The 25,887-nt window shown below is 63.9% G+C and carries 25 protein-coding genes and 2 tRNA genes; 14 read left to right on the top strand and 13 right to left on the bottom strand.

Annotated elements, in window-relative coordinates; all coding sequences use genetic code 11:
• Positions 1 to 106: 106 nt before the first annotated feature.
• The gene (locus HRU71_10910; GenBank protein ID QOJ03960.1) at positions 107 to 1,453 is read left to right on the top strand and encodes an alpha/beta fold hydrolase; all 1,347 of its coding nucleotides are present in this window, start codon (positions 107 to 109) and stop codon (positions 1,451 to 1,453) included.
• Between the two features lie 23 nt (positions 1,454 to 1,476).
• Here the strand turns inward: HRU71_10910 and HRU71_10915 are convergent, their stop codons facing one another.
• Genes HRU71_10915 through HRU71_10925 form a run of 3 tightly spaced genes read right to left on the bottom strand, consistent with a single transcriptional unit; the run spans position 1,477 to position 5,744 of the window.
• Positions 1,477 to 3,183 carry a GH3 auxin-responsive promoter family protein gene (locus HRU71_10915; protein ID QOJ03961.1) on the bottom strand — a complete coding sequence of 569 codons (1,707 nt, stop codon included), beginning with the start codon at positions 3,181 to 3,183 and terminating at the stop codon, positions 1,477 to 1,479.
• A gap of 49 nt (positions 3,184 to 3,232) precedes the next feature.
• Positions 3,233 to 4,552: a dicarboxylate/amino acid:cation symporter gene (locus HRU71_10920; GenBank protein QOJ03962.1), complete on the bottom strand. Its 1,320-nt coding sequence runs from the start codon at positions 4,550 to 4,552 to the stop codon at positions 3,233 to 3,235.
• Positions 4,553 to 4,601: 49 nt separating this feature from the next.
• Positions 4,602 to 5,744, bottom strand: coding sequence for a citrate synthase (locus HRU71_10925; protein QOJ03963.1), 1,143 nt, complete (start codon positions 5,742 to 5,744; stop codon positions 4,602 to 4,604).
• Positions 5,745 to 6,043: 299 nt separating this feature from the next.
• On the opposite strand from HRU71_10925, the gene HRU71_10930 reads away from it, so the two are divergent.
• From HRU71_10930 to HRU71_10965, 8 genes are all read left to right on the top strand, one after another.
• On the top strand, positions 6,044 to 7,948 hold the full coding sequence (locus HRU71_10930; GenBank protein QOJ03964.1) for an NCS2 family permease: 1,905 nt from the start codon (positions 6,044 to 6,046) through the stop codon (positions 7,946 to 7,948).
• Between the two features lie 105 nt (positions 7,949 to 8,053).
• Complete coding sequence (locus HRU71_10935) at positions 8,054 to 8,422, top strand: lactoylglutathione lyase (GenBank protein ID QOJ03965.1); 369 nt, start codon at positions 8,054 to 8,056, stop codon at positions 8,420 to 8,422.
• Positions 8,423 to 8,518: 96 nt separating this feature from the next.
• Positions 8,519 to 8,593 (top strand) — tRNA-Pro (locus HRU71_10940).
• Between the two features lie 138 nt (positions 8,594 to 8,731).
• The gene (locus HRU71_10945) at positions 8,732 to 9,118 is read left to right on the top strand and encodes a VOC family protein (protein ID QOJ03966.1); all 387 of its coding nucleotides are present in this window, start codon (positions 8,732 to 8,734) and stop codon (positions 9,116 to 9,118) included.
• Positions 9,119 to 9,342: 224 nt separating this feature from the next.
• Complete coding sequence (locus HRU71_10950) at positions 9,343 to 10,416, top strand: ABC transporter substrate-binding protein (protein QOJ03967.1); 1,074 nt, start codon at positions 9,343 to 9,345, stop codon at positions 10,414 to 10,416.
• Positions 10,416 to 11,246: an ABC transporter permease gene (locus HRU71_10955; GenBank protein ID QOJ04994.1), complete on the top strand. Its 831-nt coding sequence runs from the start codon at positions 10,416 to 10,418 to the stop codon at positions 11,244 to 11,246. Before HRU71_10950 ends, HRU71_10955 begins: the two co-directional genes overlap by 1 nt.
• Positions 11,243 to 12,028 (top strand): ABC transporter ATP-binding protein, encoded by a 786-nt coding sequence (locus HRU71_10960; protein ID QOJ03968.1) that lies wholly within the window; start codon positions 11,243 to 11,245, stop codon positions 12,026 to 12,028. Before HRU71_10955 ends, HRU71_10960 begins: the two co-directional genes overlap by 4 nt.
• Before the next feature lie 125 nt (positions 12,029 to 12,153).
• Complete coding sequence (locus tag HRU71_10965; protein QOJ03969.1) at positions 12,154 to 12,306, top strand: hypothetical protein; 153 nt, start codon at positions 12,154 to 12,156, stop codon at positions 12,304 to 12,306.
• Between the two features lie 198 nt (positions 12,307 to 12,504).
• Here the strand turns inward: HRU71_10965 and dnaB are convergent, their stop codons facing one another.
• From dnaB to HRU71_11015, 10 genes are all read right to left on the bottom strand, one after another.
• Positions 12,505 to 14,055, bottom strand: a complete 1,551-nt coding sequence (gene dnaB, locus HRU71_10970) for a replicative DNA helicase (GenBank protein ID QOJ03970.1) — start codon at positions 14,053 to 14,055, stop codon at positions 12,505 to 12,507.
• The gene (gene rplI, locus HRU71_10975; protein ID QOJ03971.1) at positions 13,991 to 14,548 is read right to left on the bottom strand and encodes a 50S ribosomal protein L9; all 558 of its coding nucleotides are present in this window, start codon (positions 14,546 to 14,548) and stop codon (positions 13,991 to 13,993) included. The genes dnaB and rplI overlap by 65 nt, the downstream gene beginning before the upstream one ends.
• A gap of 30 nt (positions 14,549 to 14,578) precedes the next feature.
• A complete protein-coding gene (locus HRU71_10980) occupies positions 14,579 to 14,839 on the bottom strand; it encodes a 30S ribosomal protein S18 (protein ID QOJ04995.1) in 261 nt (86 codons plus the stop codon).
• Positions 14,840 to 14,930: 91 nt separating this feature from the next.
• On the bottom strand, positions 14,931 to 15,410 hold the full coding sequence (locus HRU71_10985; protein QOJ03972.1) for a single-stranded DNA-binding protein: 480 nt from the start codon (positions 15,408 to 15,410) through the stop codon (positions 14,931 to 14,933).
• A 54-nt stretch (positions 15,411 to 15,464) separates the two neighbouring features.
• A complete protein-coding gene (gene rpsF, locus HRU71_10990; protein ID QOJ03973.1) occupies positions 15,465 to 15,953 on the bottom strand; it encodes a 30S ribosomal protein S6 in 489 nt (162 codons plus the stop codon).
• Between the two features lie 63 nt (positions 15,954 to 16,016).
• Positions 16,017 to 16,589 (bottom strand): aminoacyl-tRNA hydrolase, encoded by a 573-nt coding sequence (locus HRU71_10995; protein ID QOJ03974.1) that lies wholly within the window; start codon positions 16,587 to 16,589, stop codon positions 16,017 to 16,019.
• A gap of 56 nt (positions 16,590 to 16,645) precedes the next feature.
• Complete coding sequence (locus HRU71_11000) at positions 16,646 to 17,299, bottom strand: 50S ribosomal protein L25 (GenBank protein ID QOJ03975.1); 654 nt, start codon at positions 17,297 to 17,299, stop codon at positions 16,646 to 16,648.
• 12 nt (positions 17,300 to 17,311) lie between these two features.
• Positions 17,312 to 18,262, bottom strand: coding sequence for a ribose-phosphate pyrophosphokinase (locus HRU71_11005; protein QOJ04996.1), 951 nt, complete (start codon positions 18,260 to 18,262; stop codon positions 17,312 to 17,314).
• 20 nt (positions 18,263 to 18,282) lie between these two features.
• Positions 18,283 to 19,374: an NTP transferase domain-containing protein gene (locus HRU71_11010; protein ID QOJ03976.1), complete on the bottom strand. Its 1,092-nt coding sequence runs from the start codon at positions 19,372 to 19,374 to the stop codon at positions 18,283 to 18,285.
• 74 nt (positions 19,375 to 19,448) lie between these two features.
• Positions 19,449 to 19,519: transfer RNA gene (locus HRU71_11015), tRNA-Gln, on the bottom strand.
• Positions 19,520 to 20,170: 651 nt separating this feature from the next.
• On the opposite strand from HRU71_11015, the gene HRU71_11020 reads away from it, so the two are divergent.
• From HRU71_11020 to HRU71_11040, 5 genes are all read left to right on the top strand, one after another.
• A complete protein-coding gene (locus HRU71_11020; GenBank protein QOJ03977.1) occupies positions 20,171 to 21,976 on the top strand; it encodes a TolC family protein in 1,806 nt (601 codons plus the stop codon).
• A 41-nt stretch (positions 21,977 to 22,017) separates the two neighbouring features.
• Positions 22,018 to 23,826 carry a hypothetical protein gene (locus HRU71_11025; GenBank protein QOJ03978.1) on the top strand — a complete coding sequence of 603 codons (1,809 nt, stop codon included), beginning with the start codon at positions 22,018 to 22,020 and terminating at the stop codon, positions 23,824 to 23,826.
• An 81-nt stretch (positions 23,827 to 23,907) separates the two neighbouring features.
• A complete protein-coding gene (locus HRU71_11030) occupies positions 23,908 to 24,939 on the top strand; it encodes a WYL domain-containing protein (protein ID QOJ03979.1) in 1,032 nt (343 codons plus the stop codon).
• Positions 24,939 to 25,409 carry a D-tyrosyl-tRNA(Tyr) deacylase gene (locus tag HRU71_11035; GenBank protein ID QOJ03980.1) on the top strand — a complete coding sequence of 157 codons (471 nt, stop codon included), beginning with the start codon at positions 24,939 to 24,941 and terminating at the stop codon, positions 25,407 to 25,409. Before HRU71_11030 ends, HRU71_11035 begins: the two co-directional genes overlap by 1 nt.
• Before the next feature lie 36 nt (positions 25,410 to 25,445).
• On the top strand, positions 25,446 to 25,880 hold the full coding sequence (locus tag HRU71_11040; GenBank protein QOJ03981.1) for a hypothetical protein: 435 nt from the start codon (positions 25,446 to 25,448) through the stop codon (positions 25,878 to 25,880).
• Positions 25,881 to 25,887: the final 7 nt, after the last annotated feature.

The raw sequence follows: 25,887 nt of genomic DNA on the forward strand, positions 1-25,887 counted from the left end.
GAAAGGGGCGGCGGGCACGTTTCAAGGATCGTTGAAATATAAGCGGGACGTGCGTTGAGCAGGCAGGCGACGCAGCGTCAAGCGTCAAACAGAAAGGAAGTGCGGCATGGGTCGAAATCAGGGCGCGACAGGAATGGCGCTGGCGATGTTGCTGGGTGTGTGCGGCGCGAGCGAAGCAGTTGGCGTGGATGCGAAGAACATCGCGATCGCGCGGGAGGCGGCGCAGGCGATCTTCGATGGGCAGTACGACCGGGCGGTGAAGCACTTTGACAAGACGATGTCGGCGGCGCTGGGTCCGGACAAGCTGCGCGAGACGATGGAGGGGCTGGTCGCGCAGGCGGGGAAGATGCTGTCGCTCGGCGAGCCGAAGGGTGAGCGGGCCGGGGCGCACGATGTGGTATTGATCCCCGCGCGGTTCGAGAAGGGTGCGATGCGGTTTCGGATCGTGTTATCAGCGAAGAACGAAATAGCCGGGTTGTTCATTCAACCGGACGTGCAGGCGGTGGCGTATGAGAAGGCGCCGTACGACGATCCGAGCGCCTACCAGGAGACGAATGTCGAATTCGGGCTGCCGGGCTGGCGGTTGAAGGGCAAGCTGACGGTACCGATCTCGCGGTCGCTGCATCCCGTGGTGATCCTTGTGCACGGATCGGGTCCGCACGACGCGGATGAGACGATCGGGCCGAACAAGCCGTTTCGCGATCTGGCCGGGGGCCTCGCATCGCGCGGGGTGGCGGTGCTGCGGTACGACAAGCGGACGTTCGCGCACGGAGCGAAGATCGCGTCGGTCGAGAACTTCGGCATCAAGGAAGAAGTGATTGAAGACGCGGTGGAAGCAGCGCGATTTGTTCGCAAGCAGCGTGGCAACATCGACCCGAACCGGGTGTACGTCCTCGGGCACAGTCTGGGTGCGAGCGTGGCGCCGCTGATCGCGGAGGCCGACGGGAAGTTGAGCGGGATCATCCTGGCGGCCGGCACGGGGCGCGACATGTATGAGGTCGTGCAGGAGCAGTTGGACTACCTCGCATCGCTGAAGGGCGACCAGAAGGAAGTGAATCGGAAAGTGGCGCGCGAGACGCGTGCGGCGATCCAGCGGATTCGGGGCGGGAAGGCAAAGAAGGGCGAGACGGTGCTGGGCGTGCCGGTGGCGTACTGGAACGACGTGAACGAGGCGATCGCGCGATCGGTGAAGCTGCTGTCGACGATGACGCCGCGGGTGCTGGTGATCGGCGGCGGCCGGGATTACCAGGTGACGAAGGCGGATTTCGAGATTTATTCGGCGGCGCTGAAGGGTCGGCCGAATGCGACGTTGAAATGGTATGACAATCTCAATCACCTGTTCATGGCGGGGAAGAAGAAGGCAACGCCGGCGGAGTACGAAAAGGCCGGGCACGTGGACCAGCGTGTGATCGAGCTGATCGCGGAGTGGGTACAGTCGCCGATTGGCGGATGAACGGCGCGTTCGCGGCGCCGATTTTACGGACGGTGTAGATCGTCGTCGTCGCCGGGGCGGGTCAGCAGGTACTGATGTTTGAATTGTTCGCTGGTGTGGGAGCGTTTCGCACGCAGGGCGGCGTCGCGCCGGGCGATGGTTCCCGGTGGTAATACGACAACCTGAACCGGTCCCAGTCGCAGGCTGGCGCGTTTGGAATCGTACTCGAAATTCTGCTTGCACAAGGCCGCGTCGAATCGCGCGGCCAGATCGATCGCGTCGATTGGCGTTGCCGCGTGCAGTCCGATCGCATTCTCTTCGACGAACAGGCGATAGTGCGGCGCTTCGCCCCAGACGGGCGCGACAATGAAATCGGCGTTCAAATGCTCGTGAGCGGCCGCGCGGGCTGAAGCCCGCGACTCGATGACAAGGGATTGCATCGCGGCGACGACCTGGTGCTCGGTGAGTTTTTCACCGGTGAGCGAGCAGGTGTGCGCATCGCGGCTCAAGAACTCGATCATCGGCGCTTCGCCGAGAAAGCCCGTCACGCGCACGCGGTCGCCCAGATCATAGCGATACAACCCGCCGGCGTTGGTCAGCACGACGAAGTATTCGTCCCCGACCTGCAACGCGTGGCCGAGCAGCGTATCGGGCCGGGCGCGTCCGTATTGATCGGCGGGGATGAACTCAAAGAACTGGCTGGTGACGGCGAGGACGCCGGATGCGGTTTCATCGGCGATGGGAATGGACATGCGTCCTTCGCTGGCAATGAGACCGATGTCGCGCACGGGGGTTTCGCCGAACCAGCGTCGAATCTGCGGTCGGTAGAGGCCCATGGTGCCGCCGGTCCAGTGGGCGAGGAAACTCAATCGCCAATAGTGCTGGGGCAGCAGTGCGTCGTGGCGAGCGGCGAGCGATTCAAGTTCCCTCGCACGCGGCTTGTCGGGTTTGAGTCGGTCCCAGAGGACGGCGCGCACGTTGTTGGGAATGGGCAGTGACTCATCGAGCTTGCCGTCGTGGACGTCGCGAATGAGCTGCGCGCGGCGGTCGTTCGCCGTGCGGGCGAGGGCGATGAGCGTGGCGGGGTTGGCCGTGACCATCCACGAGACATCGCGCACGATGGCGAGTCGCATGATGGTGTAGTACTTCGCGGCGGAGTCGGGGATGTGCGCGACGGCGGGGTGGGTCGTGTAGTAGCGCCGGACGAGTTTCTTCTGCGTCGCGGCGAGCAGACCGGTGATCGCGCCACAGGGCGCGCCGCCCGGGGCGAGGTGATCGTTCATCGGGCTGACGACCTGCACGATGTGCCGCAGCATCGAACCGGGATGATCGAGCAGGGCCTTGAGGCCCCAGATGTTCCAGCCGCGGCGGCAGTCGGCGAGGACCTCATTCGTGACGGGGATGTACTTCGGTTGCGCGGTGGTGCCGCTGGTCATGGCGAACATGAGCACGCGCGCACCGGATGGCAGCAGGGCGTTCGCATCGCCGCGGCGAACGCGCTCGATGTCGTCGGCGATGTCGGCATAGGTGCGGATCGGTACTTCGCGGCGAAAGTCGGCGTCGCTTCGCAATCGGTCGAAGCCGTGGCGGCGGCCGAAGTCGCTGGCGGCGGCGCGGCGGAGAATGTCGGCGAGCAGTTGCTGCTGGGTTCGGCGGGCGTCGGCGACGGCGCGGAAGAATCGGCGCGTCGAGAGCCGCGCGTGATTCGCGGCGAACTTCGCCAGGATGGTGTCGAGCAACTTCGCGGCCACGGTGGATCCAGTGTATGCCGCGCGGCCGATCCGACAAGCCGGGTCCAAGTCAGGCGGGCGGCGGCATGGCGTTCGCGGCCGGTTCGGTGGAGTCGACGCATTTGGCGATGGCGATGTCGCCCGTGACATTGACGACAGTCCGGCACATGTCGAGGACGCGGTCGATACCGAGGATGATGCCGATGCCCTCGCCGGGGACGCCAACGGAGTTGAGCACGACGACGATCATGGGCAGGCTGCCGCCGGGGATGCCGGCCGTGCCGATGCCGGCGAGGATGGCCATGAGGATGACGACGAGCTGCTGCTGAAACTCGAGGTGGACGCCGAAGACCTGGGCGATGAAGAGGATCGTGACGCCTTCGTAGAGGGCGGTGCCGTTCTGGTTGGCGGTGGAGCCGACGGTGAGGACAAAGCTGGTGATGTCGCGGCGAACGCCGAGGTTTTTCTCGGTGACGCGCAGGGCGGTGGGGAGGGTGGCGCTGCTGCTGCTGGTGGCGAAGGCGGTGAGCATGACCTCGCTGATTCGCGCGAAGAACGTGAAGGGATTGGTGCGTGTCACCGCGAGGATGAGGAGCGAATAGACGACGAGCATCTGAAAACCCAGCCCGCTCATGACCGCGATGACAAACCAGCCGAGCGTGTGAAGAATCTCCAGTCCGAGCATGGCGGTGAGCGCGAAGACCAGCCCGGCGACGCCGAGGGGCGCGAGGCGCATGGCCAGGTTGATGATCTGCATGACGGCTTCGTAAACGGCCTCGAGCAGGGAGACGAGCGGAGCGGTTTTTTCCGGGGCGAGCGTGATGGCGACGCCGACGATGAGCGAGAAGAACATGACGGCGAGCATGCCGCCGCCGGGGCTGGAGCCGTCCATCGCGCCGGCCATTTCCTGGATCGGGTTCTTGGGGATGATGTCGAGCAGGGCGTCGCGCGGGGTCTTGGCGGCCTGGGCATTGGCGAGTGTCTTGCTTGTGTCACTCGTGTAGCGCTCCAGCAGCGCGGCGCGTTTTTCCGGTGACAGGCCCGCGCCGGGTTTGAGCGACGTGACCAGGCCCAGCCCGACGGCCACCGAGATGCCCGACAGCACGATCGTGAAGAGGAGCGACTTGAATCCGACGCGGCCGAGCTTGCGCAAATCGCCCATGCCCGCGACGCCCAGTACGAGGGCGCAAAAGACGAGCGGCACAGCGATCATGTAGATGAGGCGCAGGAAGATCTGCCCGGCGGGTTCGGCGATCCAATGAACGAACCACGCGACCCGGACGTTCGGCCCGCCGTCGGCGGCGCGCGGCGCCCATTCGTTGACTGCCAGGCCTGCCGCTCCGGCGACGACCATTGACAAGAGAATCCAATGGTGCAGCTTCAGGCGCATGGGCGTGCCTCAAATACGACACCTTCGGGGGCGTGCCACGAGCGGCCGGTCATCGTTTGTCCATCGGCGGGACGGGGCGAAGCGCCGGACCGGTGTATTCGCTCAACGGGCGGATGATGCGATTGTTCGCATACTGTTCCATGATGTGGGCGCACCAGCCAGTGACGCGGCTGCACACGAAGATCGGCGTGTAGAGCGGAATCGGCACGCCCATCTGGTAATAGGCATGGGCCGCGGGGTAATCGAGATTCGGATGGATGTTCTTTTCCTTGAGCATCAGGGCCTGGAGCGCGTCGGCGATGTCGATCCAGTGGCCCTGGCCGGTCTCCTTCGTCAGTTGCAAGGACCAGCCGCGCAGGATGCCGGCGCGATGGTCGCCGTTCTTATAGACACGATGCCCGAATCCCATGATGAGGCGCTTGTTGTCGGGGTGGGCCTTGTTGTGGGCGTTCAGATCGTCGAACCACTTCTGGACATTCTCCTTTTTTCCGATCTCCAGGAACTGGTTCATGGCGGCTTCGTTCGCGCCGCCGTGGAGCGGGCCTTTCAGCGCGCCGATCGCGCCGCTGACAGCCGAGTGCAGGTCGGATAAGGTCGAAGCGATGACGCGGGCGGTGAAGGTCGAAGCATTGAACTCGTGCTCGGCGTAGAGAATGAGCGTCCCGTCGAAGACCCGACCGGCCAGATCGCTGGGTCGCTTGCCGAGGATCATCGCGAGGATGTTCGCACCGTGCGAGGCGCTGGGGTCGGGCTTGATCGCGGGGACGCCCTGGGTCTTCTGCGACCAGGCGCCGACGGCGGCGGCGATCTGGCCGAGCAGCCGCTCGCTCTTTCTAAGGCAGGCGTCGCGCGAGAGGTCCTGCGCGTCGGGGTCGAAGTGGCCGATGATCGAGACGACGGTACGCAACATGTCCATCGGCGGGATGGTCTTGGGCATCTCGGCGAGTGCGCGCGCGGCCGGCTCGGGGAGCGTCATGGCCGCCTGAACGCGCTGGCGAAACGCAGCGAGCTGGGACTTGTTGGGAAGCTCACCGTGCAGAAGCAGGTGCGCGACTTCGTCGAAGCAGGTATGCTCGGCGAGATCGGCGATGTCGTAGCCGCGGTAGCGCAGGCTGGTTTGGGTGATCTCACAGACGGAGGTCGCGCCCGCGTGGACGCCCTCCAGCCCGCCTTTGCTCGTGCTGTCAGCCATGATGCCCTCGCTTGATGGAAAATCGTCGGGTGCGACGGAGCCATGATAAGGCCGCCGGCCGGGCGTGCCAATGCGGGGCCTCGCCGATTCCGGGAATATCCGGTGCAGGCGGGTTCGGAATGGAAAGGGTATGATTGCGCCGGTCGTCCGCACCGACCAGAACGCCTGACGGCGCGGCGATCGGATGCGCCGGTTCGATTGCTTGCTTAATCGGCTCCATGCGACGGCACGTCGATGCTCGCCGCTTCATTCAGCCGGTTGATTTTGACGTTTCAACTTTTCGACGTTTTGACGACTCCATGAAATCCATCCGCTACCCGCTGTTCTGCAAGGGCGATCTCGACGGCTTTTTCGGCCTCGCGGTGGACAACCTCGTGCAGGTGCTGGTCATCGCCGCGCTGTGCAAGGAGCTGTGTGGTTTTTCCGATACGCTGCTTTTCACCACGGTCTTTCCCGGCATCGCCGTCAGCCTGCTCGTGGGCAATCTCTTCTACGCGATTCAGGCGCACTGGGTCGCGCGGCGCGACGGCAACGCGACCTGCACCGCGCTGCCCTACGGCATCAACACGCCCAGCGTCTTCGCGTACATCCTGTTCATCATGGCGCCGGTCTACGCGCGCTACAGCGGCAATCCGGATTTCGGCCCGCAGCGCGCCGCCGACCTCGCGTGGAAAGTCGGCCTCGTCGCCTGCATCGGCAGTGGGGTGATTGAGTTTCTTGGCGCGTTCATCGGTGGCTGGATTCGCCGCGTCACCCCGCGAGCCGCGTTGCTCTCCGCGCTGGCCGCCATCGGCATCATCTTCATCGCCAGCCCGTTCGCCTTTCAGATCTTTGAGCGGCCGCTCGTGGCCATGGTGCCGCTCTTTATTGTGCTGATCGGCTACTTCGGCCACGTGCGATTTCCCTTCGGCCTGCCCGCCGGACTCGTCGCTGTTGTCATCGGAACGGCACTGGCCTGGACCGTGCCGCTGGCCGTCGGCACCCCGATCATGGATGCGGACAAGGTGCGCGCGGCCGCGCAGCTCGTCGCCGTGCACAAGCCGGTGCTCTGCTGGGGCGACATCGTGAGCCTGATGACCACCGACCGAAACCTGCTCTGGTCGTTCCTCGGCGTGATCGTTCCGATGGGCCTGGTCAATGCCATCGGCTCGCTGCAAAACATCGAATCCGCCGAGGCAGCCGGCGACCATTACAGCACGGGCATCAGCATGGTCGTCAACGGCGTCGGCACGATCGCCGCCGGCCTGTTCGGCAGTTGCTTTCCGACAACCATCTACATCGGCCACCCCGGCTGGAAGGCGCTGGGGGCGCGGAGCGGCTACTCCATCCTCAACGGCCTTTTCTTCACCATCGCATTCACGCTCGGCCTCGGCGCGCTCATTGTCAGCGTCATCCCCATGGAAAGCGGCATGGCGATCGTCATGTACATCGGCATCATCATCGCCGCGCAGAGTTACTCCGCCGTGCCGACGCGGCATTATCCGGCCGTCGCCATCGGCTTCTTTCCAGCCGTGGCGATGATGGCGGTGCTGCTGGTGCCGCAGATTCTCACCGGCAGCGGCGCAACGGGCGGCATTCTGCCGATGCTGGTTGCACACGGCGAGAAGCTCAAGACCGCGCTGACCGATAGCTGGTGGCCCATTGGTGTTTACTCGCTGGCCGGGGCGAACAGCGGATTTGTTATTACCGGGATCATCATCTCTGCGGCGTGCGCGTGTCTGATTGATCGGCGGTTTCGGCCTGCGGCGATCTGGTGTTTCATCGGCGCAGCCATGACGCTGCTGGGCTTTCAGCATGCGTTTCGCGTCGAGCCGGGGCCGTTCGCGCTGTCACCGCAGGAGTTGTTGTTTTATCAGCGGACGGAGGCGTATTTCGCCGGCACGCGATTCTTCGTGAACTTCCCCGAGTATACGTACCTGCACCGCGCCTATCAGATCGCGGGCGGCTATGCCCTCGCCGGCGTGATGATGTGGGTGATGCATGCGCTGCGCGCCCGCGGCCGGGCGTTCGGCGATCTGGCCGTGGAGGTGCATGACATGTCAATTGACGTTCGTGCGATGACGACAGACGCTCACGATAGGGCGTCGGACGTCGCAACGCATCCGAGCCGGGCCAGTCATGGCCCGGAACCCGATTCGCCCCTGGCGCCGCTACCTGTCGAACCGGCTGCGCAGAAAACCGAGCCGCAACCGCCAAGTTTGTGACTCGCCCCGTGCCGAGGAGCCCCGAGCAACGCAGCGAGTAACACGTTGTACGCAAGAACCGAGAACTTAACCGGCTACATTCACGGCCGGAAAGGAGCATTTGCCATGGCCTCCAATCGCATCGTGCACTTCGAAATCCCTGCCGACCAGCCGGGGCAGTTGACAAAATTCTACGGCGAGCTGTTCGGCTGGAAGTTCACCAAGGCCCCGTTTGACGGACCGGAGTACTGGCTGGCCGACACGGGCTCCGACGGGCCCGGCATCAACGGCGCGGTCATGCAGCGCATGCACCCGCAGCACCCGTGGATGAATTACGTCGAGGTGGAGAGCATTGACGCGGCCATCGCGAAAGCGACCAAGCTCGGGGCCGAGGTCGCCCTGCCTCGCACGCCTGTCCCCGGCGTCGGCGCCTACGCGGCGATCAAAGACCCGCAGGGCAACATCTGCGGCCTGTGGGAACAGGGCGGGCCGTAGCGCCCTCCGGCCGGTTGACTGGGTCCACGCGCGACCGGTATCGACGATTCCGGCGCAATCGATGAAGTCATCGCGCGTGTGTATAATTCCTGCACACGGGGCGTAGCTCAGTCTGGTTAGAGCGCCTGGTTTGGGACCAGGAGGTCGCTAGTTCGAATCTAGTCGCCCCGAGTAAAGCCTCTCCCTCGTTTGTGATATCATGCGGCCATGCGTCGAATCCTCGCGTTCGCATGCGTGTGTGCCCTGTGCGGCTGTGCCGCGAATCCGGCAGTTAAAACGGCGGCGAGCCGTGAAACAGGAGAACCTTCCATGCAGCTCGGCAATTTCTCGGTCAGCCTCGCGGTGAAGGACCTCGCCGCGTCGCGCGCGTTTTATGAGAAGCTCGGCTTTAAGGCCGTCGCGGGCGATGCGAAGCACAACTATCTTATCGTTCAGAACGAGACGGCCACGATCGGCCTCTTTCAAGGAATGTTCGACAAGAACATTCTCACGTTTAACCCCGGCTGGGATCGCGCCTGCGCCACGCTGCCGAAGTTCGACGACGTGCGTGACATCCAGAAGACACTCAAGAGCCGCGGCTTGACGCCCGAACCGGCCGCCGACGAAGTGTCGACCGGCCCGGCGAGCTTCATGGTGCAGGACCCGGACGGGAATCCGATCCTGGTGGATCAGCATGTGCCCAGTTCGGGGAAGTGACGGTTTCGCGCGACGCAACGGCATTTCGGCAGCGCGGCCACGACCTCCGAGCCGAGCGCGGCGACGGCGGGATTGTTGTTGATTCCAGACTCCGTACGATCGAATGACCAACCGGCGAGGATTCACGAACGTCTTCTCATCAGGGCGTTCAATGGTCCTCGATTCCGGATGGGATACGAGGGAATGGCTGCCGGTCTGCCGTGGCTGTCACATGGTGCGTTTCCATGAAGTCCCTTCGCGCATCCGTTCTGAAGTTCGCGGTCCTGTGGATGGTGCTCATCACCATCCTGCACGGCTGGCTGAATCTGCACATCCATCCGTTCGCCGCGCGGAGTGCCGAGGGCGAGCAGAAGAAGTTCCGCGTCGGGTTTCTGCCGGTGACGTGCCATTTGACTTGCCCGGTGACGGATTTCATCAACCGCCAGCTCGCGGGCGACGGCATCTTCGAGCCGATTCGCTTCAACGGCTGGCCCGAATTGAAAGAGGCGTATCTGTCGGGTTACACGCAGGCGACCTTCATCCTCGCGCCGATGGCGATGAAGCTTCGCGAGGAGGGTATCCCGATCAAGGTTGTTTACCTGGGCCACCGAGATGGCACCGCGCTGATGGTGCACAAGGACTCGCGCATTTACCGGATGACGGACTTGCGCGGCAAAGTCGTCGCCGTGCCGAATCGCTTCTCCAACCAGCGGCTGCTTATCTTCAAGGCGCTGAAGGATCACGGCATGACCATCGACGACATCACGATGGTCGAGATGCCGCCGCCCGACATGCCCGTCGCGCTCGCCACGAAATCAGTGGACGCGATCACGTCGGGCGAGCCGTTCATGGCGCAGACCGAGATGGACGGCTATGGGCGCGTGTTGTACCTGACGAAGGACATCTGGCCGGAATTCATTTCGTGTGTGCTGGCGGTGCCGGAAAATGTCATCAAAAGCGACCGCGCGACGGTGCAGGCGCTCGTGGACGGCATCGCGCGGAGCGGCAAGTGGCTGGACCAGACGATGGATCATCGAATGCAGGCGTCCCAGTTTGTCTCGAAGAATTACTACAACCAGCATCCGCGGCTGCTTCAATTCGTGCTTAGCAAGCCGCCGGACCGAGTGAAGTACACCAATCTGACCGTGCGGCGACCGGATTTTGAGGAGATTGAATTGCTCGCGCGGGAGTCGGGCATCTTGAAAGGGACGGTTCACTTCGAGGATTACTGCGATCCGAGCTTCGTGCCGGATGAGGCGACGGTGCCGCCCTATGTGTTTGAGATGCCCGTGCCGGCTGGACCGGAGGGCACGCCGTGATGCGCGAATCCGGACGAGCGGGCGCGGTGGCGTTGCCTCTGTTCGTCGCGGGCGGGGTGCTGTTGGCGTGGCACGGGGCGGTTCGGTGGAGCGGGAGCGATTTGTTTCCCACGCCGTTGGAGGTGCTCCGCGGCATGGCGGAGTTGGCACGGCCCGCGCCGGCGGTTCCGACGGAGACGCCCTGGTACATCGCGCCGTTTGTCTATATGGAGCATTCGCGGCTGGTGCGTTACACCGTCGCGTCGTTGTTTCGCGTGACGGTCGGTTTCGGACTGGCGGTGATGCTGGGCATTCCGTTCGGGTTGCTGCTGGGCTGGTCGGTGCGGTTGTTTCGCGCGTTCAACCCCATCATCCAGGTGCTGCGGCCGATCTCGCCGATCGCGTGGATTCCCGTCGCGATATTATGGTTCGGGGTGGACGACAAATCGCCGATTTTTCTGATCTTTCTCGCGAGCGTGTTTCCGATCACGGTGGCGGCGATGGCGGCTGTACAGAATATGCAACTTGTCTATGTCCGGGCGGCGCGGAACTTCGGCTTGAGCAAACGGCAACTGTTCACGCGCGTGATCTTTCCCGCGTGCCTGCCGCAGATTCTCACCGGCGTGCGCATCGCACTGGGCGTGGCATGGCTGGTCGTCGTCGCGGCCGAGATGATCGCCGTCAACAGCGGCCTGGGCTTTCTCATCATCGACGCGCGCAACGCAGGCAAACGGTACGACCTCGTCGTAGCGGGAATGGTCATGATCGGCCTGATTGGCCTCGTGCTGGACTTGCTGATGCGCCGGCTGGAGCGATTTGACGAAGTCCGCTGGGGGTATGCTTCGCAATGAACGCCACCGCAACCCAACCCGCCGCCGTGGAGGTGCGCGATTTGCGCATGACCTACCGCGGACGCACGCATGGCGAACAAGTTGAAGCATTGCGCGACGTGTCGCTTTCGGTGCGCGAGGGGGAGTTCGTCTGCATCGTCGGGCCGTCGGGCTGCGGCAAATCGACGCTGCTGAACATCGTTGCCGGGTTTCTCGGCGCGACCGCCGGCCGAGTGATCGTTGAAGGTCGCCCGGTGACGGGGCCGGACCGGCGGCGGATTTTTCTGTTTCAGGAGAACGGCGTCTTCCCGTGGCTGAACGTGCGCGACAACGTCGGGTTCGGCCTGCTGCGTGCGGTGCGGCGAGACCGCGACGCGATCGTGCGGCATTACATTGACATGGTCGGACTGGCCGGGTTCGATTCAGCCTATCCGCACGAATTGTCGGGCGGAATGAAGCAGCGCGTGGAGATCGCGCGGGCGCTGGCGGCCGGACCGGATATCCTGTACATGGACGAGCCGTTCGGGGCGCTGGATTTCCTGACGCGCATGAAGATGCGATCCGACCTCATTCGCATCTGGCGGACCGAACGCAAGACGATCCTGTTCGTGACGCACGACATCGAGGAGTCCGTGCAACTGGCCGACCGGGTGCTGGTGATGAGTTCGCGACCGGGCACGATCTGCGCCGAAGTGCGGATCGACCTTCCTCGGCCGCGCGATCTGGACGCGCCGGGGTATCTGGCCGCGCGTGATCGAATCTTCCACGCGATGGGTATGACGTTGAAAATCGGTGGAGAATAGGTCGAAAGCCGGGCAAAGCGGGCCAGCGCGGTCAGAGGCGGGTGTGTGCCCGCGTTTTTGATCTCGCCGATATGAATTAGGATGACACGCGGACCAAGCGGCCGGTGGCCGGAAGGAGCCGACACATGGACAATCTGCTTTGCTTTCTCTTTGACTCGCCGACGAGTTTCCTTCAGTTGTTTATCAACCTGGGCTGGAGCATCTTGAGCCTGTTTGGCTTGCAGGCGCCAAACCTGCGCGCGGCCGTCGGCGATCTGCTGGGATGCGTGAGTTATTGAAGCCGGTCGGCTGTCACGCACTGATTCGCCCGTGGACGCGCTTGCTGGATCATGCCGAACCGTCGCTTCCACCGAGCCGCGGCGTCTTGACAGCGCCGCGCGCTTTTTTCAGAGCCGCGACGGTCACGGAGCGGTCCGCGGGCCGTGGCAGGGTCGTTCAGGCCCGCCACCTGCGAGGGCATATCGGCGACAAGCGTCTTAGAACGGCGTTTCGTCGGAGTCGGCGGCGCCGGGCGGTGGGAGTTCGCCATCCAGCGCGATGTCTTCGTCGAAGCCGCGCGCCTCGGCGTCGGCCGCGGCATCGCCCGACAAATGCGGCGCGGCGGCGTTGTCGAACCGCGCGTACTGCGGCGTGAAGTGAATCTCCACGGTGCCGGTCGGGCCGTTGCGCTGCTTGGCGACGATCAGCTCGGTGCGGCCGGTGTCGGCCGGAGGCGGCATCGCGTCGTCGTCGGTTTTTCCGCCGACCCGCTTGCGATCGCGGTAATAATCCTCGCGGTGCAGCAGCACGATCACGTCGGCGTCCTGCTCGATGGCTCCGCTTTCGCGCAGGTCGCTCATGCGGGGGCGATTGCCGTCGCGTCCTTCGACCTGCCTGTTGAGCTGGGCGAGGGCGACGATGGGGATGTTCAGCTCGCGGCCCAGCGCCTTCAGGCCGCGGCTGATCGCGGCGATTTCCTGCTGTCGGCTCTCGCGAGCGGCCGGGTCGAACATGAGCTGGAGGTAGTCGACGAACACGACCTGGATGTCGTGCAGTTGCTTGAGCCGCCGCGCCTTGGCGCGGAGCTCCATGATGCTCATGCCGGGTTTGTCGTCGATGAAGACGGGCTTGTTCTCCATCTGGCGGCGAGCGCGTTCGAGTTGACGTTTGTCGCGATCCGTGAGCCGGCCGCGTCGCAGGTGGTTCATGTCCACGTAGCCGAGCGAGCAGAGCATGCGCTGCGTGATCTGCAGCTTGCTCATTTCCATGGAGAAGAAAACGCACGGCAGGGCCTCGGCGATGCCGATGTACTCGAGCATCGACAGGCCCAGGGCGGTCTTTCCCATGCTGGGCCGCGCCGCGACGATGATCAGATCGCCGGACTGCATGCCGCCGAGCAGTTCGTCGAGGTCTCGAAACCCCGTGGGGACGCCGGTGACCTCGTGTTCGCCGGCGGCGCTGATTTTTTCAAACGTCTCATCAAGGAACTGCTTGAGCGTCACCGGCTGGTTGGTGACGCGCTTCTCGGTGACGTCGAACAGTTTGTGTTCGGCTTCGTCGAGAATCTGCGCGGCCGGCTCGGCCTGGTTGTAGGCGGCGTGTTGGATTTCGCCGCTGCACTTGATCAGATCGCGCAGCAGCGATTTGTCGCGGACGATGTTCGCGTAGTACTCGGCGTTGGCCGAGGAGGGGACGGACTCGTGCAGTTCGAGCAGGTACTCGCGCCCGCCGATCTCGGTGAGCGTGCCGCGCCGGCGCAGATCATCTTCCAGCAAGATGAGGTCGATCGGCTTGCCGACGTCGTACAACTCGACCAGCGCCTCGTAGAGAAGCTGGTGATCGTGACGGTAGAAGCGCGTTGCCTCGCTCGGTGGAATGATCTGCAACACCTGGCCGATGCTGTCCGAGTCGACGAGCATCGACCCGAGCAGGCTTTGCTCGGCTTCCAGATCCCACGGCGGGACGCGATTGGACAGACCGGCGTCAGTCGGCCGGGTTCCCGTCGTTGCTCGATTGACCGGCTGCGTCGTGGGTGCCTGGGGCGGCATGGCTGACCTCCGTTTCAGCGGCTTCTTCTTCTTCTTCAATCGCGGCCTTCTCGGCCACGACCCAGACCTTGACCGTCGCTCGGATGTCGTCGGCGAGGACGATCGGCACTTCCAGCGTGCCGACTTCCTTGATGTTGTGTGACATCTTGATCTGATCGGCCTTGACGCTGTGTCCTTCGTCGAGCAGTGCGGCGGCGATTTCGCGCGGGCCGACCGATCCATAGAGGTGGCCGTCCGGCGTGCAGGCGGCGGAGATCGTCACTTCGACGCCGGCGAGGCGCGAAGCGGTCTCCTGGAGCATGGCGCGAACGCGTTCGCGCTCCATCGCGGCGATTTTCTTGTCAGCCTCGACCGCCTTCAGGTTGTGTGGCGTCGGCTCGTAGGCGAGGTGATACGGCAGCAGGTAATTCCGCGCGTAACCGGCGGAGACTTCGACCACGTCGCCGCAGAGGCCGAGGTTGGGGATGTCTTTTCGTAAGAGTAACTTGACCATCGGAGTCGTCTCCTGGTGAATGTGCCGGGGTTAACCGCAAAACGGCATGAGCGCGATGAAGCGCGCGTGTTTGAGCGCCTGGCGGCTGGCGCGCTGATGCTTGGCGCAGTTGCCGCTTCGCTTGCGCGAGAGATGTTTGCCCTGCGTCGTGACCAGCCGCTGAAGGACGGGCAGGTCCTTGTAGTCAATTTCTTCCATCTTCTCGCGACAGAAGCGGCACTTGGCCGGCTCGCGCACGCGGAGCTTCTTCTTGTTGTTCGTCGGTTTGCCCCGTCGGGGGCCTGCGGTCATCGTTCTCACGGCTGATTCCCTTTTGCTGCGTCCGATCACCCCTGCGACCGGCCTGGTTCATCTCCAATATGCGTTGCGTTTATTCAGTCGCTCAAAACGGGATGTCGTCTCCCGCCGGCGGTTGAACATCGTCATAGGGCGGCGGTTCGTCTGCGCCGGCAACGGTTGGCGCGGCCGCGGGTTGCGGTCGCTGGACGCGGCCGCCTCCGCCCTCCTGGTTGCCGCGGGCAACGCCTGCGCCACCCGAACCCAAAAACTGAAAGTTGTCCACGACCACATACAGCTTGCTGCGTTTCTGGCCGTCTTTGCCTTCCCACTGGTCGTACTTGAGTCGGCCCTCCACCAGCAACGGCTTGCCCTTGCTCATGTACTGGTTCAGCGTTTCGGCGGGGCGGCCGTACGCGCGGAGATCCACGAAGCAGGTTTCATCGCGCATATCGCCGTTCTGGGATTTCCACTTGCGATTGATTGCCATGCCGAATTCACAGACGGCCGTATTGCTCGGCAGGTAGGTCAACTGCGGATCACGCGTCAGGTTGCCCGCCAGGATCACCTTGTTAAAGTTCGCCATCGTCGTATCCCTCCCTGCTGGTTACCGCGTCCTGAAAGAGTTCGTGCGGTCGTATCACTCCGCCGCCTCATCCGCCAAGTCTTCTCCGTCTTCTTCCGTTGCAACGGCCGCGTCGCTTTCGATCGGTGCCGCTGGTCGTGGGCCGTCGCTCCGTCCGCGACCGCCGCCGAAACCGCCGCCGCCCCATTCATCCGCCGGTCGTACCGGCGTCTTGGGAGGCAGCGGCGCGGTCATGGCCTTTTCGATCTGTTCGGCCGTCATGCGCTCGCGGCGCAGGATGAGCACGCGCAGGGTCTTCTCGCTAAGCTGCACGTCGCGCTCGATGCCGGCGATCTTGTCCGGCGCGGCCTCGAAGAACGTCAGCACGTACAGACCGCGCTTGTTCGGGCCGATGGGATACGCCAGCTTGCGTTCCTCCCAGTTGCGAACGCCCAGGACCTTGGCCTCGGCCCGGTCCAGGATGCGGCGAATCTCGGCTTCGGCCGCCGCGAAATCACCCGACAGGGACGGCTCCAACAAAAACATGGCTTCGTAGGTTTTCACGTCAATTCGACTCCTTGCTTGCGTCCGGGCGCGTCTCACGCCGTCGGCGCCGGGCCGGGCCGCTTAATCCGTCGCGTCCGACCGGTTCGTTTCGTTCATGGCCGCCTCGATCCCACGGCGGATCCACATCTCCACCGCATCGGCCGCTCGCGGCACCATGCGGTCTGCTTCGTCTTTCTCACCGGCCGCGAACGGCGACGTTACGTAACTCGCCATGTCGCCGCGGCTGGGGCGACCGATGCCCACGCGCAAGCGCGGCACGTCGCTTGTCCCCAGGCACCGCAGCACGTCGTCCAGCCCGCGCTGCCCGCCCGCCGATCCGCTCGATCGCATCCGCAACCGGCCCAGCGGCAGGTCCACGTCGTCCGACACGATCAACAGATCGCCCGGCAGCAACTGGTAAAACTGCGCCGCCGCCAGGACGCTTTTGCCGCTCAAGTTCATGTACGTCATCGGTTGCAGGCACGCGGCCTTCTCGCCCGCAACCATCCCGTCGTACAACAAGCCGCTGAACTTTTCGCGGCCGCTTCCAAGAGACCAGCGCCGAACCAGCTCATCGACTACGCGAAACCCGATGTTGTGCCGCGTCTCTGCGTACTGTCGGCCGGGGTTACCCAGCCCAACGATGAGTTTCATGAGACGCCGTGAGCCATAAGCCGTTTACCAATCTCTGATTCCTCGGTAGCCAACGGCTACTCCTTCGCACCCTCCTCGGGGGCTTCTTCCACCTTGCCCTTGGCGATGACTTCCGGCTCGGCCGAGGCGCCTTCGGCCGATGCGGCCGCCGGCTCTTCGGTTTTGACGACCGGCACACGGCAGGTGGCGACGACCGCGTCGAGGTCGCCGGCGGCGGTGAGACCGGCATCGAGCTTGAGGTCTTTCACGTAAAGCACCGCGTCGAGAGCCATTTCGCTGACATCGATGCGAATCTTCTCGGGAATGTTGGTGGCGAGGCACTCGACTTCGAGATCGCCCAGGTCCTGCCGCAGGACGCCGCCCCCGGCCACGCCCTTGGGCGTGCCGCGCAGCTCCAGCGGCACGCGAACCTTGACTTTCTCGTTCAGGTCCACGCGCGTCAGGTCGACGTGCAGCAAGGCCATGCCGAGGTGGTCGTATTGCGCGTCCTTGATGAGTACCGGCTGGTTCCTGCCACCGAGGTCGAGCTGCAACACGTGCGTGCCGTGCGAAAGGTGTTTTTCCATTTCGTGGTTGTCCAGCGCGACGGCGAGGGGCGCTTCCTTGTGGCCGTAGATGACCGCCGGGAGCTTTCCGGCGCGCCGCAACCGGGCCGCCGCGCGGGAGCCGGCCGCTTTTCGTGTTTCCGCTTTGATCGTTGGGATGTCCATGGTGTGTTCCTCTTACGCCATCTGAAACAGGCTGCTGATGGATTGATGTTTGTGAATTCGTGCGATCGCTTCGCCGATGATGTCGGCCACGCTCAACACGACCAGATTTTTGAGCCGCTTGCGCGTTGCGTCGGGCAAGGGGATCGTGTCGGTCACGGCGATCTCGGTGAACGGTGCCTTCTCCAGCCGCTCGACCGCCTGCCCCGCGAACACGGCGTGCGTCGCGGCGCCGCGCACGCTCCGCGCGCCGCGCTCGCGGACGATTTTCGCCGCTTCGCAGACCGTGCCGGCCGTCGCGATCATGTCGTCGATCATGACGACGTCCTTGCCTTCGACGTCGCCGATGATGTTGTGCACGACGGCCGTGGAGCCACTCGTGCGACGTTTGTCAATAATTGCCAGGTCGCAGCCGAGTTTCTCGGCGTAGCCGCGGGCGCGCTTCACGTTGCCCACGTCGGGGCTGACAAAGACGACGTTCTTGTAGTCCAGGTCCTTGAAATGCTTCAGGAACGCCGGCGCGGCCTGCAAGTGATCGACCGGAATGTCGAAAAAGCCCTGAATCTGTGCTGCGTGCAGGTCCATCGTGACCACGCGGTCGGCCCCCGCCTCGCGGATGAGGTTGCTCACCAGCTTCGCCGAGATCGGCACGCGCCCTTCGTCCTTGCGATCCTGCCGGGCATAGCCGAAATACGGCAGCACGGCCGTGATCCGCTGGGCACTGGCCCGCCGCAGGCAATCCATGAACACCAGCAGCTCCATCAGGCTGTCGTTCACCGGGTTGCAGGTCGGCTGGACGACGAACACGTCACGCCCGCGCACGTCGTCGTTCAGTTTGACGAACAGCTCGCCGTCGGGAAACGTCTCGGCGTGGGTGCGGCCCAGGCGCAGATTCAGATACTCGCCGATCGATTCGGCCAGTTTCGGATTCGCCCGACCCGTGAAGATCTTCAGTTCGTCATCCATTGCGGTCATCGCATGATCCCTCACGCTATCCCACTTTGTGCCGGCGGTCGACGCACCACCACCTGCTTGCGCCCCGAACCACTCGCTGATGCGGCCGCCGTCATGCCCTTGCCCGCCGTGTCGATGGCCGTCAGGACGCCGGGGCCGATGATCGCGCCGTCCGCCACCACGGCGCCGTCGCGCACATAGGCATACGGCCCGATCTCGCAGCCCGCGCCGATTCGCGCGTGGCCCTCGATGGTCGTGAACGGTCGAATGATCGTCTCGGGGCCGATCGTCGCGCGGTGGTCGATCCATGTGTTCGAGGGTGACACAATTGTGACACCTGAATCCATCCATCGCGCGGCGATGCGCTGTTGCATCAGGGCCGACACGACCGCCAGATCGACACGCGAATTGATTCCCGTCGCATCGGCCGCCGGGACGTTCACCGAGGCCCGCACCGGCTTGCCCGCAGCGCGGATCAGCTCCAGCGCGTCGGTGAGGTAGTACTCGCCTTTGGCGTTGTTCGGCTTGATCTTCGGCAGCACGTCGAGCAGCGTCCCCGCGTCGAAGCAATAGTAGCTCGGGTTGACTTCGCGAATCGCCAGTTGCTCCGGCGTGCAGTCGCGATGTTCAACGATTTTCTCGAACTCGCCGTGGGCATTGCGCACGATCCGACCGTAGCCCGTCGGGTCGTCCAGCGTGGTCGTCGCCAGCGAGGCCGCCGCGCCGGTCGCGCGATGCCCGCCGATCAGCGTGGAAAGCGTGTCGGCCTGAATCAGCGGCATATCGCCGGCGATGACCACGCAGTCCCCGGTGAAACCCTTCAGTGAATCGGCGCAGACCATGACCGCGTGGCCGCTGCCCTTCTGCTCGGCCTGGTGGACAAACGTCACATCCGGCTCGTTGGCGAACGCCTTCTCGACCGCCTCACGGCCAAAGCCTACAACGATGATCAGACGCGAGATACCGGCCTGTCGGCAGGCATCAAGCACATACGCCAGCATCGGCCGGCCGCACACTTCGTGCAGCACCTTGGGCAGCTCGGTCTTCATGCGCGTCGAGCGGCCCGCGGCCAGAATGACGGCCGCCGTCGGGCGACCGGATGAATTGGTATTCGCCTGCGTCATGCAAGTTCTCCGCATTCCGTTGCGGTTGGCATTCACACACCGCCGCGCGCCAGGCGCGCGACAAAAACGAAAAGCTACCCGGCGAGGACTCGAACCTCGACAAGCAGAACCAAAATCTGCTGTGCTACCATTACACTACCGGGTAGTGATGGCGCCTTTCATTTCCAATTGCAGCGTGACATGGCGTTCGCGCGCCTCGCGGCGCCACGCCATGGTCCAAACCCGCCCACATGCGGGATAGATAGGACGCGGCTGCGTGGGTCGTTCCCAAGGCTAGTTCATCCGGCCGCGTAGCTGGATGCCCTTCGATCGCCACCCCGCCTCGCGGCGGGCCATCGATCGGCCTCAAATGGATTACGACTGCCCGCCGGACTTGGCCCGGCGAACGAAAGCGAAGCGTAAGGGAGCTCACTCCGGAAGTCAAACACGAAAGCTATTGCCGGAACGAAGACGAGGAATCGTGTTACAGTCATAAGATTATGACATACAAGATGTTATGAGTATTGCTCGCCATGAGCGGTCACACAACGAGAGATAGGTCGCTCGCTCGCGAGCGAGCTTGGCATATGTTGACGTTGAACTGCGTCGGCAACTGGGTCGTTGTACGCTCCCAGCGTGCTTGCAGGGGACGACGTTCCAGAAATGCGGTTCGCTTTGCCGTAATACCAGTATTGGCAAGAGCTTTGACACCCTGTGTTTGATCCTTAGAATGCCCGATCCGACCCAGCGGCGTGCCCGATCCACAACGCAAGGACTTTCCAACTGGCGTCCAGACGCCAAGTAGAGCGGATATCGAATGATGCGATTGTTCTCACTGCCGTTCGCCGGGCCAGCGGTGATCGCGCTCGCCGTGTTTTTACCAGCCGGTTGTCATCATGGGGCTACGCAGGTTGAAGATGCCCAGGTCCAGCAGTATGCGCAGCGGATGGCGCGCGACCAGACGCCGGATTCCGCGCCGGCGTTGACGCAGCTCGACTCGCCGCCGCCGGTGGAACTGGTTGGGACCGGCGTCGCGACGACGCAGCCCTCTATTGAGTCTGTTGTCTGGTTACAGGTTCCCGATCCCACGCAGGCCGAAGAGGTTTTCAAGAAGCGGCTGGAATCGACACGTTTCAGTCCGAGCATCCGCCGCGAGTACGAGCGCATTTACGAGGACTCGCTTCGCTACATCAGCGAAATCAAGCGGCCGAACCAGTATCGCCTGTCGCTGGCGGAAGCGCTGCGTCGCGTGCTGGGCAACAACTACGCGATCAAGGTGGACGGCTACGCGCCGGCGATCAGCACGGCGCAGGTCGTGCAGGCCGAAGCGGCGTTCGATCTGGCGTTTTTCGCAAATGCCAATCGCAACAATACGGACCAGCCGACGCCGTCGGCCCTGATCGCGAGTCAGACGGATACGACGGTGATCAACGGCGGCATCCGCAAGCTGCTGGCCACGGGCGCGACGGTGACGTTCACCGAGCAGATGACGCGCGTGGACAATCCGGGCTTCCAGTTTCAGTTGCTCAATCCATCGTGGCAGCACAATTTTGTGACGGAGTTGCGTCAGCCACTATTGCGGAATTTTGGAATCGACTTCAACCGGGCACAGATCAACATTCGCAAGAACGAGCAGCGGATCAATCAAGAGGCCTTTCGCGCCCGCGTGATCGAGAACCTCAACGGCGCCGAGCAGGCTTACTGGACGCTCGTACAGGCCCGCCGTGACGTGGTCATCGTGGCGGAAGTGCTTGCCGAGGCGCAGCTCACGCTTCGCCAGATTGAGGCCCGCACGGATTTCGACGCCTACCAGACGCTGTTGTTCCGCAGCCGGGTGGCGGTCAAAGCGCGCGAAGCCGAATACATCGATGTCAAGAACCGCGTTCGCAACGCCGAGGATCAACTGCTCAACCTGCTGAACGATCCAGAGATTCCGCTGTCGGCGGATTATGAAATCATTCCGACCGACAATCCGACGACGATCGAAGTCCTGCGCGACGCGTTCTACGCGGTGCAGACGGCCCTGGAGCGGCGGCCCGAGATCATTCAGGCGCGGCACTCGGTGGACATCGCCCGGCTGCAACTGGGCATCGCCAAGAACCAAGCCTTGCCGCGGCTGGACGCCATTTATCGCTTCACGCTTAACGGTCTCTCGGGCAATTCCGCCAATGCGTGGGACCAGTTGAGCACGGGCAACTTCATTGACCACTTCGTCGGCCTTGAGTTCCAATGGAACTTCGGCGAGCGGGCTGAACGGGCCGGCATTCGCGTCGCTGCGCTGCAACAGAGCCAGGCCGTCGTGCGTTACAAGCAGGCGTTGGATAACATCATCACCGATTGCCGCGTGGCGCTTCGCACGCTCGATACGAGCTTTCGCCAGTTGCTGCCCAGTCACGAAGGGGTCACGGCCGCCTCGGAAAACCTCCGTTCGCTCCAGGAGCGACAGGAGCGCAAGAGTCCGGCCGAGTTGGACGCGGTGTTGAACGCGCAGATCAACCTCGCGACTGCCCGCCGCAGCCTTCTGCAGGCCTTGGTCACGTACAATCAGGGCATCGTTGACGTGGAACGCGCCAAGGGTACGCTGTTGGAATACAACAACGTGGTGCTGTCCGAGCAGCCATGACCGCGCCGCCGGCGCCGCTTCCCCTGGGCACGCGGTAACCGATGTTCTTCAATCAAGTATTCCTGAACGCGCAGCGCGGGTTTTTTCCGGTCGCGGAGCTGACCGAGCTTAGCCGTCGCGATCGGGTGGTGCTGGGCTGCGTGGTGGTCGGTATCATCGCGCAGATTTTTCAAAAGCGCTTACCGGTCGGGCTGGGGTCGTCGCTTTTTGTCGCTGGTGTGACGCTGGGCGGTGCGCTCGTCGTCCACGATCGCTTCGCCGGCACGCAGCCGGCGATGTATCTCGCGCTGATGTTCGCTTCCGTGGTGTGCCTGCTTTGTTCGGGCATGGGCGCGGCGACCGCGCTGGGCGAGCGTTCGCGCCGCGACGATGCGCGACATCCGCCGTCGGATGCCTTCTTCATCTGGAGCCTGCTCGCGGGGGTCACGGCGGCCGGGCTGATTGCATACTTTCTCGCCGTTCAAACCGGCCAGCGGTTGTTCAGCCTGACGCGCGAGCGCGGGCTGTCGGTTCCGATCGGTGGTTTCCTGGCGCTGGCGGCGCTCTTGATCGCCGTTCTGTTCTGGCGGACCTCGCATCGTCGGCCGCACCAGCCGACGATGGTGCTGGTGATTGGAGCGCTGGCGGCGTGGTGGGGCGCGATGCTGTTTCCATCGGTGCGGGGCGGCCGAGCCGAAAGCGGTTTGGTCGCATGGCTGCCGCCCTGGTGGTCGTGGGTGTTTCAATTGATGGCGGGGCTGGCGGCGTTGATTATCGTCGCGGCCGTGATACAGGATCATCGCTATCGCCGCCGGATCGCGTCGGCGTGGCCGGACCGGCTGGACGAATTGGTCGAGCCGTATTCGCGGTGGCCGGGATACATTCAAACCGAGGCGATGATCGCGGCGGCGTTGCTGATCATGGGGGTGTATCAACTCGTTCGGCGCGAGGCGCCCAGCGCGGCGGTGTTCAGCGGAGCGGCCGTCGTGAGCCTTCTCGCGGGCTATGCCTGCCTGTTTATGACCTATCGGCGCTGGAGCGCGAACACGGCGGGTTTGGGCATGGCCCTGGTGACGGCGGCGATCGTCCACGGGGCGGCGGCGATCACGGCGAAACTTCTGCCCGACAGCCTGTCGGCGCAGTATGCCCGGCGCATGCCGGTGCTGTATAATGCCATTTTAATGGCACTCGCTGTGATGGCGGCCTGTTGGCGCTGGCTGGCCGGGGTGTGGGATCAGCAGTTGCTCAACGGCATCGCCTGGACGACGACCGGGCGAATGATCCCGTATGCGCGTCGCACGGCCTTTTTCATCATGGCCATCGCGGCGCTGATCGCCTTTCAGATGGCGATCTGGCCCCAGCGCATCGCCGAGGTGGACGACAAGAGCGCCGGGCGGATCGTCTGCGGGCTGGGCGTGCTGCTGCTGTGTGCCCTGATCGCCGCGCTCGCGGCCCGGCAGGGCGGATCGCCGGCGCTGGCTGCCATGTCACTTGTCTTCATCGCGGCAGCGGCTTTGTTCGTTTTTGTCCGGCTTCCGGCATCGTCGTTTCGCGGCTGGCTCGTGCAGTACGATCCCATTGTTTACAGCGTCATCGCGCTGCCCGTCCTGGGATTGGCCGAGCTGGTTCCGGCTACGCGCTGGCGCGCCTTCGCCGTGCCGATGTGGTTCCTGGCGTTGCTGCTGCTGCCGGCGGCGGCCCTGGCGCAGCTCCTGGGCGCTCCCCTGCCGGAAGGCTGGGTCAAACCGTTGACGCTGGCCATTCTTGGCGCGGTCTACGGCATTGCCGGTCTTCGTGAGCATCGCCGGGCTTTTCTGGTGCTGGCCGGTGTCCTGATCGTGGCGTCGATCACCACGTTGCCGCGAGCCTAGCCGCGCTTGTTCCCGATGGGTCGTTTTGGTTACGATGGTTGCGGCGCCAAGGCAAAGGCCTGATCCCGCGGACCGGATGCCATGAAGACCCATCGCGTTCATCGCCTCCTCAAGCTCATCACGCTGCTGCGAAGCGGACGGAATTTCGACGCCGACGGCCTCGCGCGCGAGGCGAAGATCGGCCGCCGTACGCTTTTTCGCGATTTGAGCCTGCTCAAATCCGCCGGCATTGAGTGCGAATTCGACGCGAGCAAGAACACCTATTCGCTCGGCGAAGCGCCGCTGCTGCCGCCGGTGCATCTCGATTCGAACGAGGCCCTCGCGCTCCTGCTGATCACACGCCGATTCCTCGCGCGGCAGGTGCATCCCCTGTATCGCAAAGCGCTGGACGCCGCCATCAAGATCGAAAGCCAGTTGCCCCAATCCCTGCTGCACCATTGCGGCCAGCTCATTGACGGCATCTCCGTGCGCTGGCCACCGGTCAGCGACAGCGAGGCCGCGTCGGATGTTTTTCTGTCGCTGCAACGGGCCTTGTCGCAGCACGTGCGCGTTCGCGTGCGATACGACAGCGTGCAGGACAAGTCCGATGCGGATCTCCTGCTCGATCCGCTGCGGCTGATCTTTGTCTCGCGCGCGTGGTATCTCATCGCCTACAGCCACGCGCACCAGTCCCTTCGCACCTTCAAGATTGAGCGCATGCTCGCCGTGAACGTGACGGCCGAGCCGTTCACGCCGCCGCGCGACTTCGACGAGAAGAACTATTTCGGTCTGGCGTGGCGGATGATCCCCGAGGGGCAGGTATACGATGTGCGGCTGCGATTCTGCCCGCTCGTGGCGACAAGCGTGGAGGAGGTGCATTGGCATGACACGCAGGTAACGCATCGCGAGCCGAACGGCGCGCTGATCTTCGAAGCGCGGGTCGACGGCTTGAGCGAGATCGCGTCGTGGATCATGAGCTACGGCGAGCACGTGACCGTGCTGGAGCCGCCGGCGCTGCGCGACGTGGTCCTGGACAAGGCGCGCAAGCTGCTCGCAGCGCACAACGGGCACGACTCCGCCGGATCACCCACGCCCGCGGACACACCCGGCGCAGGGCTGAAAGGGGACGCCTGATGCGCGCCGTCGTGCAGCGCGTGGCGCAGGCCGAGGTCACGGTGGACGAAGCGGCTGTCGGCCGCTGCGAGGCGGGCCTGCTCGTGTACGTCGGCGTGGCGATGGGGGACGGCCCGGCCGACGCGACGGCGCTGGCGTCGAAGGTGCGTTACCTTCGGATCTTCCCCGACGCGGCGGGCAAGATGAATCTCGACGTGTGTCAGTCTGGCGGCAGCGTGCTGGCCGTGAGCAACTTCACGCTGCTGGCCGACGCGAGCCAGGGCCGCCGGCCGGCGTTCACGAGCGCGGCCCCGCCGGAGGAAGCCGAGCGGCTCTTCGAGCAGTTCTGCGCGGCGCTGCGCGAGCTGGGCGTGCACGTGGAGCAGGGCCGCTTCGGCGCGTCGATGCGCGTGGCGTCGATCAACGCCGGGCCGGTCAACCTTCTGCTGGATACGCGATCGGGCGGCTCGGATCGAATCAACCGCATCTGAATCGACGCCCTCCGCGGCATCGTTTACGCTAATCGCATGGACCGGCGGCGGCGAAATCGAATCTGCACCTGGCTCATCGTCCTGGGCATCAGCAACTTCATCGTCTACGCCGTCATCTACGCCATCATCGGCGGCGACGCTCCCAACGGCTACATCAAAAAACTCGACGGGCAATCCGTCTATTACGTCCGCGGCCATTTTGTTCACCGAGCCATCGGCTACGAACAGGACGTACCGCGCTGGGTCTGGCTCTACAGCTACGTCCACTCGATCAGCATCTGGCCTTCCATCGCCGCGACGCTGCTGGCGATGCTGGTCATGGCGCGGCCGCACATCATGGCGACGTATCAGCGCGGCATCATCACCGGCACGACGCTGGTGACGGTGCTGGCGACGGTGATTGTGATGGTGACGTCGCTCATCATGGTGTTTTTCATCAAGGACTTCATTCAGCATCTGATGCAGGCATGAAAGGGGA

The organism is Planctomycetia bacterium, from assembly GCA_015200345.1.
Taxonomy (GTDB): domain Bacteria; phylum Planctomycetota; class Phycisphaerae; order UBA1845; family UTPLA1; genus PLA3.